The following is a 13,655-nucleotide window of genomic DNA, read 5'->3' as shown; positions in this document are numbered from 1 at the left end:
CTGTCTGCCCCCGCACCCCGAAGGTATTTTTGACCAGAAAGAAGAGGGAGTCTTTGGATTTGCCCAGCAACCGTTGGCATATCACCCGCACGGACAGCAGTCTGACGCTGTCGCGCCGCCTGCCTGCGCAGTTCGACGTGGCGGCGGAAACGGTGCTGTCCGCCGCCGATCCCCTGCGGCTGGCGCATCAGATCCGCCAGGATATGTGGCGTAAGCTGCAGGGCATGCGGGGCTTCTCTCCGGTGGTGGAAGTCACCGCCACGGGGCCGGGGTCAGGGCAGGCGCTGCGGGTCCGTGCAGGCGGGCAGGTGATGGGCCGGGTGCCCTCCAATGCCGCCGGGCTGATTGCCGACGTTCTGGAAAACCCCGCCGACCGGGCCCGCTGGCAGCGCCATGCGGTGCGGCGCCGGGACAAGACATGCCCGGAAACGGGCCCGAAAACGAATAATACGCCCGAAATTGCGGCAAAATTTGACAAGGGAAACGAATCAGCCTCATGATCCGCCTCAGTCAGATACCTACAGCGCGCGCTTTATGCGCTGCGCCAGCAGCCCCGGCCGGAGGAGCCTGGGAAACCGGGGGCCGGGGCTGCGGATATCTGGCTGTTATCCCTTTGGCATTGACCGTCCTATCCGCCTCTGCCGCGGAACCGGTTGCGGTTCCGTCGGGCCAGCCCGTGACCCTGGCCGAGGTGCTGTTGGACGAAGCACCTGGGCAGGCGGGCGAAACCTGGGCCCGGTTCCGCTTCCTGGCGCCGGAAATCGCCCGGGAAACCGGTTCCGTCAGCTATGAGGCGGCGGCGCCCGACATGGACCATCTTTGCGAGACCTTGGCGGTGCCCTATCTGGCCGGTCGCGGACTGACCGCAGCCCGGGTGGTGATTTCGCTCTCGGACCGAATGGTGCCTTTTGGGGCGCAGGACCCGGCGGCCACACAGTTTTTCGAGGCCTACCGCCCCGAGGCCGCAGGCTGCATGTGGGAGGCTTTCTGATGCATCCACAACATCTTGCGGGGCGAACTTCAGATCGGCGGATTCTTGCGGCATTGCAGCCACAGCGCTGCCAATTGCCGCGATTCACATGTGACTCGGTTGCAAACCCCGCTATCCTTGGCGCGGGCAGCCTGCGGGCTGCCTTCACATTGAGGTTGAGGCAGGCGGCGGGCCAGGCCCCGCAGGTTTCGCGTTTTTTATCAGGAGACAGAAATGTCCAAGAGCATCAAGCTTATCGCCCTGGCTGGCCTGCTGGCCGCCGTCACTGCCTGCGCCCAGCAGGAAGAAGAATTTGTCGTGGTCGAGCCCGAGCCGATCTCGCAAGAGCCGGAATTCACCGGCAAGTACAAGTAACGACCACAAGGGTCCGGCCCTGCGGCCGGCCCTTACCCGCCCGCAGGGTGCCGGACAGGAGGCACCCAAATGCTGAAACACCGCGGGTTCCCGGGCCGTATGCCCGGCACCGATTTTCAATTCACCGTCCGCCGCCCCAATCCCAAAGGGGTCACGCCGCTGACCCGGCGCGAGCGTTTTGCCGACCGCAAGAACGTCGACCGGCGCGTCGATGCCACCTTTATGCGGGCTCTGTGGGAGCAGTTCGGCGACCAGCCGTTCGAGCGTGGCAATCTGGACGCCGGCCGTCTTAGCTGGCTGTTCGGCCGCGAGGTGGTCGCTGCCGAAGATCCGTTTGATCCGGCCAGCTACGAGGCGCTGCTGGTCATTAACGTGGCCGTGGCGCAGGCGTCTTTCCCGGACGTGTTTGACTGATGGCACCGTCCCGGACGCATATCCAGCAACAGGCACCGCGGACCTTTCCGCGATGCCTGCCGCTGCGTCCGGGGCGCCGCCCGTCTGCTGTTTCCTCAGAAGTTCAGCTGAACCGCCAGCTGCACCCGGTCGCCGTCAAACGTATTGCCGGAGATCGTGTCGTTGCGCTCGCCAAAAATGTATTCAGCGCTGAAGGTCAGATTGTCGGTGGGGCTGTAGAAGGCATTCACGTGAATGGTCTCCAGCTCGGTAAAGGACAGCGTGCCGGTCGAGGTCGGCAGGTCATAATCCTCGCGTCCGTAGGCGATGCCGACATTCCATTGGTCGGTGATGTCCTGGCGGAATTCGACGGTATAACCCTTCACATCGTTGGCCTGGCCGCCGACCACCGCATCCCCGAGGCCGATCAGCAACGGCCCCAGGGCCTCGCCGTCAACATAGGTGGCCTGGAACAACCCGCCGTCCCAGGGCGTGATGGAGCCGGACACGGTAACACCGGTCTGATCAACGTCAACGCCGCCGCTTTGGATGGTGCCGGCAAGGCCGGCAATCCGCGCGGTGAACAGATCATTGCTGTACTGGAACGCTGCCGTGGCGACCGGATCGCTGGAGGCGGCGGTGTTTTCCTCCAGCGACAGGCTGTAGTCGAAACCGTCGCCGAAGCTGTTGCTGTAGCGGACCTGCGGCACCCGGGCAAAGGCAATTCCGACCGGGCCGTTGAACTCGACACTGGCGGGGTATTGCCCCAGCGGCATGAAATTGGTCCAGGTCTGGCCGATCAGCCAGTGATCGCCGATCTGCACATTGGCATGGCGCAGCCGCAGTTCGGAAGTGCCGCCCGAGGCGAACAGGTCGAACTCCAGCTGGCCCTGAATGGTGCCGATGCCGGTCTCGGTGGTGGTGCGGATGCCCAGCCGCGACTGCCGCACGGTGGCGCCGAAGTCGCCGTCGGTGGCATTCACCGGCTCGCCGATGTTGTTGACAAAGGCCGTGTCACCCTGGACGAAATCGAAATCATAAAAGAAATCGGCCTTGACGTAGCCGTAGATGTCGACCGCGGTATTGCCCAGGCGGAAGTCGCCGGGCGCGCCGGTCACCTGCTGGTTTTCCGCTTCCAGCACCTCGACCCGGTTGCGCAGCTCTTGCAGCTCGGATTGCGTATCCGCCTGGGCCAGGCCAGCGCTGCCGGCAAGTGCAGCAGCAGCCAGGGCGAAGCGCCCTCTATGCACTTTGGTCATGGGGTTATCCCTCCTCCTTATGTGTCGTGCAGCCAGACTCCCACGTGCGCAAACGGGGGGGAAATGACTTCAAAGAGAGCCGCCGTGAGGATTTGCGCCGGAAAAAGTGCGGAATTTTCACGGGCTGTTCACGCTGCAGTGTTTGCGCAGGCCAAGGTGCTGGCGGGGCTGCAAATCTCCGCGCCGGTCCGGCGCTGCCGTTCACGGCGCTTTGACGGCCGCTTGTTTGGCCGGCCAGCACAGCGTCAGGGTTGTAACGGCGATGTGACAGGGCTGACGCGGCCCTGCGCCACTGCTCGGTGGGCGGTGCGTGATTTCGGCGTGAAATCGCACAGCCGCCGCGCCGGTCAGCAGGAATCTGCCCAAATTCGCACCCTTGCATTTCAGGGGCTTACAGCAGCGCCGGGGCTGTGCATCGTGGGTCAAGCAGCGCAGCCACGCTGCTGTGCCGAGCATCTGTTCCGGCCCCTTCGCCTGAACGGGCAGGTACGCGCCCCCATCCGCGTCCTGCCCGTCTTTTCTCCCCTTCAGGCACCGGCGGAAGCTTGCCGTATACTCCCCCCATGCGGCAAGCCTCCGCCCAACTGAAGGGCGGGGTCCGCACAGCGTTGCGCGCGGCTGTCCAGCCTGCAAATTCCGAGGGGACACTGACGTCCCCGGAAGAAGGAAACTGGACATGCGGGCAAAAACTTTCATCGCGGCCCTGTCGCTCTGCGGCTTTGCGGCGGCCTGCGGCGACACCACTGGCGAACGTATCGTTTATGGTGCCGGCGCAGGCGCCGCAGGTGCTGCACTGCTGGACGGCAGCCTGGTCACCGGCGCAGCCGTCGGCGTGGCCGCTAACCTGGTCTATTGCCAGCAGAACCCCCGCAAGTGCTAAGGCGGCCACCGCTGCCGCTGCACTGGTGAATATCCGGCCCGCTGCGGCCGGTGCAAAAATCGCGCAAACGCCGTGCCTGGGTCTGCCCCGGGCGCGGCGTTTTGCATTCCGGAATGCCAAGGACCAAGGGCCAGAATACAAAGGGACCACCTATGTTTGACAAGATCCTGATCGCCAACCGGGGCGAGATCGCCTGCCGGGTGATCAAAACCGCGCGGAAAATGGGCATCAAAACCGTTGCCATCTACTCTGACGCCGACAAGCAGGCCCTGCATGTGCAAATGGCCGACGAGGCTGTCCACATCGGCCCGCCGCCCGCCAACCAGTCCTATATCGTCATCGACAAGGTGATGGAGGCGGTCCGCGCAACCGGCGCCCAGGCGGTGCATCCGGGCTATGGCTTCCTGTCGGAAAACTCCAAATTCGCCGAGGCCCTGGCCGCCGAAGGCGTTGCCTTTGTCGGCCCGCCGGTGGGTGCGATTGAAAGCATGGGCGACAAGATCACCTCTAAGAAAATCGCCCAGGAGGCCGGTGTTTCCACCGTGCCCGGCTACATGGGGCTGATTGCCGATGCCGATGAGGCGGTGAAGATCTCGAATGAGGTCGGCTACCCGGTGATGATCAAGGCCTCCGCCGGCGGCGGCGGCAAGGGCATGCGCATCGCCTGGAACGACGAAGAGGCCCGCGAAGGTTTTCAGTCTTCCAAGAACGAGGCCGCGAACTCCTTTGGCGACGACCGCATCTTCATCGAAAAGTTCGTCACCCAGCCGCGCCACATTGAAATCCAGGTGCTCTGCGACACCCACGGCAACGGTATCTACCTGGGCGAGCGTGAATGCTCGATCCAGCGCCGCAACCAGAAAGTCGTGGAAGAGGCCCCGTCGCCGTTCCTTGATGAGGAAACCCGCAAGGCGATGGGCGAGCAGGCCGTGGCATTGGCCAAGGCGGTGGGCTATGCCTCAGCCGGCACTGTGGAATTTATCGTCGATGGCGACAAGAACTTCTACTTCCTGGAAATGAACACCCGCCTGCAGGTGGAGCATCCGGTGACCGAGCTGATCACCGGTGTTGATCTGGTCGAACAGATGATCCGCGTTGCCGGCGGCGGTGAGCTGCCGTTGCGCCAGGAAGACGTGAAACTTACCGGCTGGGCGATTGAAAACCGTCTTTATGCCGAAGATCCCTACCGCGGCTTCCTGCCCTCCATCGGCCGCCTGTCGCGCTACCGCCCGCCGGCCGAGACTGCCGCAGGCCCGATGCTGATCAATGGCAAGTGGCAGGGGGATGCGCCCGCGGGCGAGACCGCCGTGCGCAACGACACCGGCGTCTATGAGGGCGGCGAGATCTCGATGTATTACGACCCGATGATCGCCAAGCTTTGCACCTGGGCGCCCACCCGGGCTGAGGCGATCGACGCCATGCGCATTGCCCTCGACAGTTTCGAGGTCGAAGGCATCGGCCACAACCTGCCGTTCCTGTCAGCTGTCATGGATCACCCGATCTTCATCGACGGCACCATGACCACCGCCTTTATCGAGGAACAGTACCCCGAAGGTTTTGAGGGCGTTGAGCTGCCCGAAGCCGACCTGCGCAAGATCGCCGCCTCCTGTGCGGCCATGCACCGGGTTGCCGAAATCCGCCGCACCCGGGTGTCGGGCCGGATGGATAACCATGAACGTAAGGTCGGCACCGATTGGACCGTCACTCTGCAGGGCCAGTCCTATGACGTGGTGATTGACGCCGACCGCGACGGCGCCACTGTCAAGTTCGCCGACGGTGCCGCATTGCGCGTGTCCTCGGACTGGACGCCGGGCGACCAGCTGGCCACCCTGGACGTGGACGGCGAGATCCTGGTGCTGAAGACCGGCAAGGTAACCCAGGGTTTCCGCATCCGCTCCCGCGGGGCGGATCTCAAAGTCCATGTGCGCACCCCGCGCCAGGCGGAATTGGCGCAGCTGATGCCGGAAAAACTGCCGCCCGACACCTCCAGGATGCTGCTGTGCCCGATGCCCGGCCTGATTGTGAAGGTCGACGTCGAAGCGGGGCAGGAGGTCCAGGAGGGCCAGGCCCTTTGCACAATCGAGGCGATGAAGATGGAAAACATCCTGCGCGCCGAGAAAAAGGGTGTGGTCGCCAAGATCAACGCAGGCGCCGGCGACAGCCTGGCGGTCGACGATGTGATCATGGAATTCGAATAATGCACCACGGGGCAGGCATATATGCGGACGCGGCGGCGGGGTCTCCCGCCGACGGCTGTGTGCCTGCCCCGCACAGCACGCCCCCGTGCACGAAATCTTCAGGAATCTCTGCCATCCTGCCCGGGTCGAACTTCCTCAAGGTGCCGTATGTTCCGCTTAATGACCGGTTTGCTTTCGGGCATTCTCCTGCTGACGGGCTGCACGCTCGACAAGGAAGAGGAGGTGCGCGTGCTGCTGTCCGAATGGACGGAACTGGGCGAAACCTTCTTTTTCCAATCCTCGTCCACCTGCACCGCTGCGGTTTTCCACACAACGGAACAGCCGCGGATCACCTCGCTGCTGGGCAGGGCGCGATCCGTCAACACCGGCATGAAAATGCTGGCAGACGGCAAGCCGGTTGTGTTCCGCGTGGCGGGAAAATCCCCCAATGCGGTGACCGAGGCGATCATGTCGCGGGATCTGCCGCAGGGTATCGGGATCCTGAACTCGGGCCTGGCCGGCGTCAATTGCATGAGCGAGATCGTCAAGGGCGTCTACTACCGCGCCATCCTGAACCCGCAATCCAACCTTGTCTTTGTGCCGGACAGCCATGCCATGGTTGTGCTCGACAAACAGGCGATGGCGCTGATTTACGTCCGCGGCAACAGCTGACAGCAGGCGCGGCCCGGTCAGCTCAGCCGCCGCGCCGCTCTTCCACTTCGCGCAGCCGCTCGGGGAATTTGTCGATGGTGCGGGACAATTCGCGCGCCGTCCAAGGGTGCGGTTTGCGCAGCTTCACGCCGCCGTCCTTGCCGACCAGAACCAGCATGAATCCGCGCGGACGCAGCTTGTTGCGCAGCGCCGATTTTGCGGCCGGGTCGGTGTCAACCAGCACCACCACATCCCGGGTTTTCAGAACCTCGGCGCCCTGCATCAGCCGCTCCATCTGCTCGTGGAAGCGCGGGTCGTCGGGGCTGTCGGCAAACACCACCACAGGGCGCTGCTTCCACTGGAAATCCTCCAGTTCCACATCATACCCGGGCTGTATCCAATCAGGCGCACTGCCATCTGCAGCCAGGGCCGCAAGCGGAATAAAACCTGCCAAAACAACGGTTAGGATTGCTCTCATGATCTCTCCTGTCCCGTTGAATATATGCGCCGCGGCGGCAAATGCGACCGGGAAATCCGCAACTTGGCCAAAAAACATCATCGTTAACGGGATACTGAGGGGTTGCCGGCCATGATTGTGCCATTCCCCTTGACCGGGCTGCGGCCTGCGGCCCTCCAGAAGAGGTCCCGAAGCATGATGAAAGTGATCCTTCATACCGGTGCGCACCGCTGCGCAACCACGTCGTTTCAGGAATACATGCGCCAGAACGCCGATGGGCTTGCCAAACAGCGCATTGGGTTCTGGGGACCGTTCCGCACCAGGGGCGGGCTGTTCCACGGCATCCAGCCAGGGCCTGCACGGGTGACCGGCCGCGACCTCGCCCAGCGCGCCCGCGGACGGCTGCAGATCCAGATTTCCGGCTGCCGCCAGCAGGGCATCCATCAGCTGCTGATCAGTGAAGAAAACATGATCGGCTCCATCCGCGGCAACCTGCGGTTTGGCGATCTTTATAACGGAGTGGGGGAACGGATGGCGCGGTTCTCCCAGGCCTTCGGCAATGCTGTGACAGACGTGGCACTCAGCATCCGCAGCCTGGACGGCTACTGGACCTCGGCACTGGCCTATGCGGTGGCCCGCGGCCACCGGGTGCCATCTGCAGTGCAGCTTGACCGTCTGGTGCAGGCGCCGCGCAGCTGGCGCGATGTGATCACCGATATTGCCTGCGCGGTGCCTGATGTGCGCCTGCATGTGCTGCCGTTTGAAACCTTTGGCACCCGGCCCGAGGCACAGCTGGCCGCCCTCACCGGGGCCGAGGCGCCGCGCACCCACGCAAGGGTGCGGCTCAACGCCTCGCTGTGCCTGCAGGACCTGCGCGCCAGCGTGCCGTCCTCTGCGGCGGCCAAACTGCCAGAGGGCTCAGGCCGCTGGCGCCCCTTTGACGACGCGCAGACCGCACGCCTGCGCGAGGCGTATGCCGACGACATGATGTGGCTGGCAGGCGGTGCCGATGGCATCGCCGCGCTGGCCCATGATCCCGATAAACCGGCGGCGGGCTTGAACCCGCCCCACACCGGACTGACAAGAGGAAGACCTGATGACAAACAAAGACGAATGGCAGGCTCTGGCTGAGAAAGAGCTGCGCGGACGGGCGGTTGACGACCTTAATTGGCAGACGCTGGAAGGCATCGAGGTCAAGCCGCTTTATACCGAAGACGACACCAAGGACCTGCCCCACATGGGCACGCTGCCCGGCGTCGGCCCGTTTACCCGCGGCGTCAAGGCCACCATGTATGCCGGCCGCCCCTGGACCATCCGCCAGTACGCAGGCTTCTCCACCGCCGAGGAAAGCAACGCCTTCTACCGCCGCAACCTGGCCGCCGGCCAGCAGGGCGTCTCGGTCGCCTTCGACCTCGCCACCCACCGCGGTTATGACAGCGATCACCCCCGTGTGGTCGGCGACGTCGGCAAGGCCGGCGTGGCGATTGACAGCGTCGAAGACATGAAAATCCTGTTCGACGGCATCCCGCTCGACAAGGTCTCGGTCTCGATGACCATGAACGGCGCGGTGATCCCGGTGCTGGCGTCCTTCATTGTTGCGGGCGAAGAACAGGGCCACGATAAATCGGTCCTCGCGGGCACCATTCAGAACGACATTCTGAAAGAGTTCATGGTCCGCAACACCTATATCTATCCGCCGAAACCCTCGATGCGGATCATCTCGGACATTATCGAATACACCTCCAACGAGATGCCCAAGTTCAACTCGATCTCGATCTCCGGCTACCACATGCAGGAGGCCGGCGCGAACCTGGTGCAGGAGCTGGCCTATACCATCGCCGACGGGCGCGAATATGTGCGCGCGGCGCTGGATGCCGGTATGGACGTGGATAAATTCGCAGGGCGGCTGTCGTTCTTCTTTGCGATCGGCATGAACTTTTTCATGGAAATCGCCAAACTGCGCGCCGCCCGTACCCTGTGGCACCGGGTGATGACCGAGTTCGGCGCCAAGTCCGAACGCTCCAAGATGCTGCGCACCCATTGCCAGACCTCGGGTGTGTCGCTGCAGGAGCAGGATCCCTACAACAACGTGATCCGCACCGCCTATGAAGCGATGTCGGCTGTCCTCGGCGGCACGCAAAGCCTGCACACCAACGCGCTGGATGAAGCCATCGCGCTGCCCACCGATTTCTCCGCCCGCATCGCCCGCAACACTCAGCTGGTGCTGCAGGAGGAAACCGGTGTGACCAATGTCGTCGATCCGCTGGCCGGCTCTTATTATGTCGAAAGCCTCACCAACGACCTGATCGAACAGGCCTGGGCCTTGATCGAAGAGGTTGAGGAAATGGGCGGCATGACCAAGGCGGTTGAGAGCGGCATGCCCAAGCTGCGCATTGAGGAAAGCGCCGCCCGCCGCCAGGCGATGATTGACCGCGGCGACGAGGTGGTTGTCGGCGTCAACAAGTACCGCAAGGAAAAAGAAGACCTGATCGACATCCTGGATGTGGACAATGTGGCTGTCCGCGAGTCTCAGATCGCCCGTTTGCAGAAAATGCGGGTCGGCCGCGACGAAACCGCTTGCCAGGCCGCGCTTGATGAACTCACCCGCCGTGCCCAGGCGGGCAGCGGCAATCTGCTGGAAGCCGCAGTTGAAGCCGCCCGCGCGCGGGCCTCAGTCGGAGAAATCTCCATGGCGATGGAAAAGGAATTCGGCCGCCACCGTGCGGAAGTGAAGACTTTGGCGGGGGTCTATGGTGCCGCATACGAAGGCGATGAAGGCTTTGCCGCGATCCAGAAATCGATCGAGGATTTCGCCGAAGAAGAGGGCCGCCGCCCGCGTCTTCTGGTGGTCAAGATGGGCCAGGACGGCCACGACCGCGGCGCCAAGGTGATTGCGACGGCGTTCGCTGACATCGGTTTCGACGTTGATGTCGGCCCGCTGTTCCAGACCCCCGCCGAGGCCGCGCAGGACGCCATCGACAATGACGTCCATGTGATCGGCATCTCCAGCCAGGCGGCAGGACACAAGACATTGGCACCGCAGCTGGTCGAGGCGCTGAAGGCGGAAGGTGCAGGCGACATCCTGGTGATCTGCGGCGGCGTGATCCCGCAGCAGGATTACGAGTTCCTGTACTCAAAAGGCGTCAAGGCAATCTTTGGCCCCGGCACCAACATCCCCGAGGCCGCCCAGGACATCCTGCGCCTGATCCGCGAAGCGCGGGCGTAACGTAAGTAGCAGGGGGCTCCCGCACCCGCAGGTGCCAGCCCTGCGGGCAAACCCCTTGGCGGCTTTGGGCTTGGCAGTTCACCCTGCCAGGTGAACTGTCGGCATCGCGCGCCGTCAGGCGCGCGATGCCCCGCCCAACGGGAGCGGATGTGCCTTCGGCACAGCCTGCGACGGGCGGGAGCGCTGGCGGTTTTGAGTGTCCTCTCAGCGCCGGTGGCGGGTGCCCGCTTCACTGTCCTTGACGGCAAATCCCGCCTTGCACCCCGCCGCTGTCCGGCTAGTCTCTGGCCGCAAAAGGGGAGGCGCAAATGATACTTGATCACCTGGCCGTGGCCGGCGAAACGCTGGAAGAGGCGGTTGCCCATGCCGAAGAGGCCCTTGGCGCCGCGCTTGGCCCCGGTGGCTCCCACACCCGGTATGGCACCCATAACCGCCTCATCGGGCTGGAGGACGGCCTTTACCTCGAAGCCATCGCCATCGACATTGAGGCCGAGCCGCAGCAGCAGCCGCGCTGGTTTGACCTCGACCGTTTCAAAGGCCCCGCAAGACTGAACAACTGGATTCTTCGAAGCGAAAACCTTGAGACTGAGAAACCGTTGCTGCCGCCCCATGCGCAGCGGCATGTGGCGATGCAGCGCGGCGGCCTCAGCTGGCTGATGACAGTGCCAAGCGACGGGTTTTTGCCGTTTGACAACATCTTTCCTGCGGTGCTGCAGTGGCAGGCCGAGCCGCCCGCCGGCAAGCTGCCGCGGTCGCGCTGCCGCCTGACCCGCCTGATCCTCAGCCACCCGGAGGCCAAAGACCTGCAAGCCGCATTGGACCGGATCCTCGCCGACCCGCGCGTTGCTGTGGAGCAGGGTAAACCTGCGATGCTGGCTGAATTCGAAACCCCGCATGGGCCAAGGGTGCTGCGATGAAAATCCGCTCTGCCCGCCCTGATGATGCCAAAGCCGTCTGCACCATTGCCAACTGGGTGATCCGCGACACGCTGGCCACCTTCAACACCATTGAAAAGTCGCCTGAAGACGTCCGGGATCAGATCGCGGCCGGCAACGGCGCCTATCTGGTGGCGGAACAGGGCGGCAGGATCCTCGGCCACGCGCATTATTTCCTGTTCCGCCCCGGTCCCGGCTACCGTTTCACGGCAGAGCACACCATTCATCTGCTGCCCGAAGCACAGGGGCAGGGCGCGGGCCGCAAGCTGATGCAGGCGCTGGAGGCCAAGGCGGAACAGGCGGGCATTCACGTGCTGATCGCCAGTGTCAGCAGTGCCAATCCCGCAGCAATCGCTTTCCATGCTGCTATGGGCTATGTGGAAACCGCAAGGATGCCGGAACTGGGTTGCAAGCAGGGGCGCTGGCTCGACACTGTTTTCATGCAGAAAATCCTGACGCCCGGTATTCCCGCCCCTGACAACCCCGGCAAAGACGCATAGGCTGGCAACATGTCACTTTGGACCCGCATATCCGACGCGCTGGCAGCCCTTGCCGCAGGCGAAAGCCTGTCGGAAGTCTTTGACCGCTTGCGCGCACCGCCCGAACGCACCGTGGCCTTTGCCATTGCCGTCATCGCCCTTGGCGCCAAGATGGCCAAGGCCGACGGGCAGGTCACCCGCGACGAGGTCGCCGCCTTCCGCGAGGTGTTCCAGATCGCCCGCGATGATGAAACAGGTGCTGCCCGCGTCTTTGACATGGCGCGCACCGATGTGGCCGGCTACCAGGAATACGCCCGCCGCATCCACAGCATGTTTGCCGATGACCCCACCACGCTGTGCGACCTGATGGAGGGGCTGTTTCATATCGCCATGGCCGATGGCTTCTATCACCCCGGCGAGAATGAATTCCTGGAAGAAGTAAGCCGCATCTTCGGCCAGACTCCGCAGCAGTTCCAGGCGCTTAGGGCGCGGTTTGTGCCGGATGCGCCCAAGGATCCCTATACTGTGCTGGGTGTCAGCCCGGATATGGCCATGGACGAGATCCGCAAGCATTGGCGCAAGCTGGTGCGCGACACCCACCCGGATGCGATGATCGCCCGCGGGGTGCCCGAAGAGGCCGTGCGGCTGGCGGAGAAGCGGATGATCGACATCAACCGCGCTTGGGATGAAATCAATGGATGCTGCGGCAATGCGGCTGGCAACCTATAATATCGAATGGTTCGCCAACCTGTTTGATGCAGAGGATAATCTGCTGCTTGACGGCGAACGTTCCTCCCGCCACGGGGTCGACCGATACACCCAGGGCCACGCGATCGCCCATGTGCTGCGCCGCATTGATGCCGATGCGGTGATGGTGGTCGAGGCGCCCAATACCGGCCGCAGCCAGCGCACCACCCGCGCGTTGGAGCGCTTTGCGGCTGAAGCCGGGCTCAGAGCGCGCGAGGCCGTCAGCGGCTTTGCCAACGACACCCAGCAGGAAATTGCACTGCTGTTTGATCCGGATGTTCTGGACGCCCGCCATGATCCCCGCGCCACGGCGGATGCGCCGCGGTTTGACGGGGTGTTCGGCATTGACCTCGACATCGACGCCCAGGCCGATCAAGTGCGGTTTTCCAAGCCGCCGCTGGAACTGGCGGTGACCACCAAAGGCGGCACGCCGCTGCGGATGATCGGCGCGCATCTGAAATCCAAGGCGCCGCATGGTGCCCGGACCAGGAACGAGGTCGCCACTGTCTCCATCGCCAACCGGCGCAAGCAGCTGGCACAGGCGATCTGGCTGCACCGGCGGGTGGCGGAACATGCCGCAGCGGGGGAGCATTTGGTGGTTCTGGGGGATCTGAACGACGGCCCAGGCCTGGATGAATTTGAGAAACTGTTCGGCCAGTCCTCGGTTGAGATCGTGATGGGCAGCCTGCTGAACGACCCCAACGCGCAAAGCCTCTTGCGTCCGCGCGCTACCGTTCTGCCCAGCACCTCGCGGTTCTACAATCCTGAAACAAAACGCTATTTCTGCGCGCTTTTGGATTATGTGATGATCTCGCACAGCCTGATGGGGCTGCAACCCAAGTGGCGCATCTGGCACCCGTTCGAGGACGCGGAATGCTACGGTGATGCGGAGTTGCGCCAGGCGCTGCTGAATGCCTCGGATCATTTCCCGGTGACGTTGGATATCAAGGTGGCGTGAGACGGCAGAGACTTGCAGTTTTAGGACCAAAGAACGGTTTCTACTGTGGGCGCAAAGTGCAGTGAAGGGCAGTTCCAAGCCCAAAGCGACCCTTTCAAGGATCGTGTTGAAGGCGCCGCAAGTTTTTGTCTGCTGGCACCTTCAATCA

General features: G+C 63.5%; 15 protein-coding genes. 13 read left to right on the top strand and 2 right to left on the bottom strand.

Going from position 1 to position 13,655, the window contains the following annotated elements:
• Positions 1-59 precede the first annotated feature (59 nt).
• From ETW23_RS12425 to ETW23_RS12415, 4 genes are all read left to right on the top strand, one after another.
• Positions 60-500, top strand: a complete 441-nt coding sequence (locus ETW23_RS12425) for a hypothetical protein (protein WP_134830168.1) — start codon at positions 60-62, stop codon at positions 498-500.
• Positions 501-613: 113 nt separating this feature from the next.
• The gene (locus ETW23_RS12420) at positions 614-991 is read left to right on the top strand and encodes a DUF6497 family protein (protein ID WP_368075837.1); all 378 of its coding nucleotides are present in this window, start codon (positions 614-616) and stop codon (positions 989-991) included.
• Positions 992-1,204: 213 nt separating this feature from the next.
• On the top strand, positions 1,205-1,345 hold the full coding sequence (locus ETW23_RS25165; protein ID WP_024089507.1) for a hypothetical protein: 141 nt from the start codon (positions 1,205-1,207) through the stop codon (positions 1,343-1,345).
• Positions 1,346-1,414: 69 nt separating this feature from the next.
• Positions 1,415-1,759 (top strand): hypothetical protein, encoded by a 345-nt coding sequence (locus ETW23_RS12415; RefSeq protein ID WP_134830166.1) that lies wholly within the window; start codon positions 1,415-1,417, stop codon positions 1,757-1,759.
• A 95-nt stretch (positions 1,760-1,854) separates the two neighbouring features.
• Here the strand turns inward: ETW23_RS12415 and ETW23_RS12410 are convergent, their stop codons facing one another.
• A complete protein-coding gene (locus ETW23_RS12410) occupies positions 1,855-2,997 on the bottom strand; it encodes a DcaP family trimeric outer membrane transporter (protein WP_129370420.1) in 1,143 nt (380 codons plus the stop codon).
• Positions 2,998-3,673: 676 nt separating this feature from the next.
• Between ETW23_RS12410 and ETW23_RS12405 the strand changes: the two genes are divergently transcribed.
• The 3 genes from ETW23_RS12405 (at position 3,674) to ETW23_RS12395 (ending at position 6,726) form a co-directional block, all read left to right on the top strand.
• Positions 3,674-3,877: a hypothetical protein gene (locus tag ETW23_RS12405; protein WP_129370421.1), complete on the top strand. Its 204-nt coding sequence runs from the start codon at positions 3,674-3,676 to the stop codon at positions 3,875-3,877.
• Between the two features lie 152 nt (positions 3,878-4,029).
• Positions 4,030-6,075 carry an acetyl/propionyl/methylcrotonyl-CoA carboxylase subunit alpha gene (locus ETW23_RS12400; protein WP_134830165.1) on the top strand — a complete coding sequence of 682 codons (2,046 nt, stop codon included), beginning with the start codon at positions 4,030-4,032 and terminating at the stop codon, positions 6,073-6,075.
• Positions 6,076-6,234: 159 nt separating this feature from the next.
• Positions 6,235-6,726, top strand: coding sequence for a hypothetical protein (locus ETW23_RS12395; RefSeq protein WP_237455091.1), 492 nt, complete (start codon positions 6,235-6,237; stop codon positions 6,724-6,726).
• Between the two features lie 22 nt (positions 6,727-6,748).
• Here the strand turns inward: ETW23_RS12395 and ETW23_RS12390 are convergent, their stop codons facing one another.
• Entirely contained in the window at positions 6,749-7,183 is a 435-nt protein-coding gene (locus ETW23_RS12390; RefSeq protein WP_134830164.1) for a DUF4174 domain-containing protein, read from the bottom strand.
• Between the two features lie 174 nt (positions 7,184-7,357).
• Here ETW23_RS12390 and ETW23_RS12385 point away from each other — a divergent pair, with 174 nt between their 5' ends.
• The 6 genes from ETW23_RS12385 to ETW23_RS12360 all read left to right on the top strand — a co-directional run bounded on the left by ETW23_RS12385 (position 7,358) and on the right by ETW23_RS12360 (position 13,507).
• Entirely contained in the window at positions 7,358-8,293 is a 936-nt protein-coding gene (locus ETW23_RS12385) for a hypothetical protein (protein ID WP_348773155.1), read from the top strand.
• A complete protein-coding gene (gene scpA, locus ETW23_RS12380) occupies positions 8,259-10,388 on the top strand; it encodes a methylmalonyl-CoA mutase (protein WP_134830163.1) in 2,130 nt (709 codons plus the stop codon). The genes ETW23_RS12385 and scpA overlap by 35 nt, the downstream gene beginning before the upstream one ends.
• Positions 10,389-10,696: 308 nt before the next feature.
• Positions 10,697-11,305, top strand: coding sequence for a VOC family protein (locus tag ETW23_RS12375; RefSeq protein ID WP_134830162.1), 609 nt, complete (start codon positions 10,697-10,699; stop codon positions 11,303-11,305).
• Positions 11,302-11,823, top strand: a complete 522-nt coding sequence (locus ETW23_RS12370; RefSeq protein WP_134830161.1) for a GNAT family N-acetyltransferase — start codon at positions 11,302-11,304, stop codon at positions 11,821-11,823. The genes ETW23_RS12375 and ETW23_RS12370 overlap by 4 nt, the downstream gene beginning before the upstream one ends.
• Before the next feature lie 9 nt (positions 11,824-11,832).
• The gene (locus ETW23_RS12365) at positions 11,833-12,531 is read left to right on the top strand and encodes a molecular chaperone DjiA (protein WP_134830160.1); all 699 of its coding nucleotides are present in this window, start codon (positions 11,833-11,835) and stop codon (positions 12,529-12,531) included.
• Entirely contained in the window at positions 12,512-13,507 is a 996-nt protein-coding gene (locus ETW23_RS12360; RefSeq protein ID WP_134831311.1) for an endonuclease/exonuclease/phosphatase family protein, read from the top strand. Before ETW23_RS12365 ends, ETW23_RS12360 begins: the two co-directional genes overlap by 20 nt.
• Positions 13,508-13,655 lie beyond the last annotated feature (148 nt).

It is taken from the genome of Leisingera sp. NJS201 (assembly GCF_004535885.1).
Lineage (GTDB): Bacteria > Pseudomonadota > Alphaproteobacteria > Rhodobacterales > Rhodobacteraceae > Leisingera.
Note: the sequence above shows the minus strand (reverse complement) of the source record. Positions and strands in the feature narration are given on the sequence as shown.

Bases quoted from the DNA above. Each gene is read 5' to 3' on its own strand.
- ETW23_RS25165 (WP_024089507.1), top strand. From the start codon at position 1,205: ATGTCCAAGAGCATCAAGCTTATCGCCCTGGCTGGCCTGCTGGCCGCC.
- ETW23_RS12415 (WP_134830166.1), top strand. From the start codon at position 1,415: ATGCTGAAACACCGCGGGTTCCCGGGCCGTATGCCCGGCACCGATTTT.
- ETW23_RS12410 (WP_129370420.1), bottom strand. From the start codon at position 2,997: ATGACCAAAGTGCATAGAGGGCGCTTCGCCCTGGCTGCTGCTGCACTT.
- ETW23_RS12405 (WP_129370421.1), top strand. From the start codon at position 3,674: ATGCGGGCAAAAACTTTCATCGCGGCCCTGTCGCTCTGCGGCTTTGCG.
- ETW23_RS12400 (WP_134830165.1), top strand. From the start codon at position 4,030: ATGTTTGACAAGATCCTGATCGCCAACCGGGGCGAGATCGCCTGCCGG.
- ETW23_RS12395 (WP_237455091.1), top strand. From the start codon at position 6,235: ATGACCGGTTTGCTTTCGGGCATTCTCCTGCTGACGGGCTGCACGCTC.
- ETW23_RS12390 (WP_134830164.1), bottom strand. From the start codon at position 7,183: ATGAGAGCAATCCTAACCGTTGTTTTGGCAGGTTTTATTCCGCTTGCG.
- ETW23_RS12385 (WP_348773155.1), top strand. From the start codon at position 7,358: ATGATGAAAGTGATCCTTCATACCGGTGCGCACCGCTGCGCAACCACG.
- scpA (WP_134830163.1), top strand. From the start codon at position 8,259: ATGACAAACAAAGACGAATGGCAGGCTCTGGCTGAGAAAGAGCTGCGC.
- ETW23_RS12375 (WP_134830162.1), top strand. From the start codon at position 10,697: ATGATACTTGATCACCTGGCCGTGGCCGGCGAAACGCTGGAAGAGGCG.
- ETW23_RS12370 (WP_134830161.1), top strand. From the start codon at position 11,302: ATGAAAATCCGCTCTGCCCGCCCTGATGATGCCAAAGCCGTCTGCACC.
- ETW23_RS12365 (WP_134830160.1), top strand. From the start codon at position 11,833: ATGTCACTTTGGACCCGCATATCCGACGCGCTGGCAGCCCTTGCCGCA.
- ETW23_RS12360 (WP_134831311.1), top strand. From the start codon at position 12,512: ATGCGGCTGGCAACCTATAATATCGAATGGTTCGCCAACCTGTTTGAT.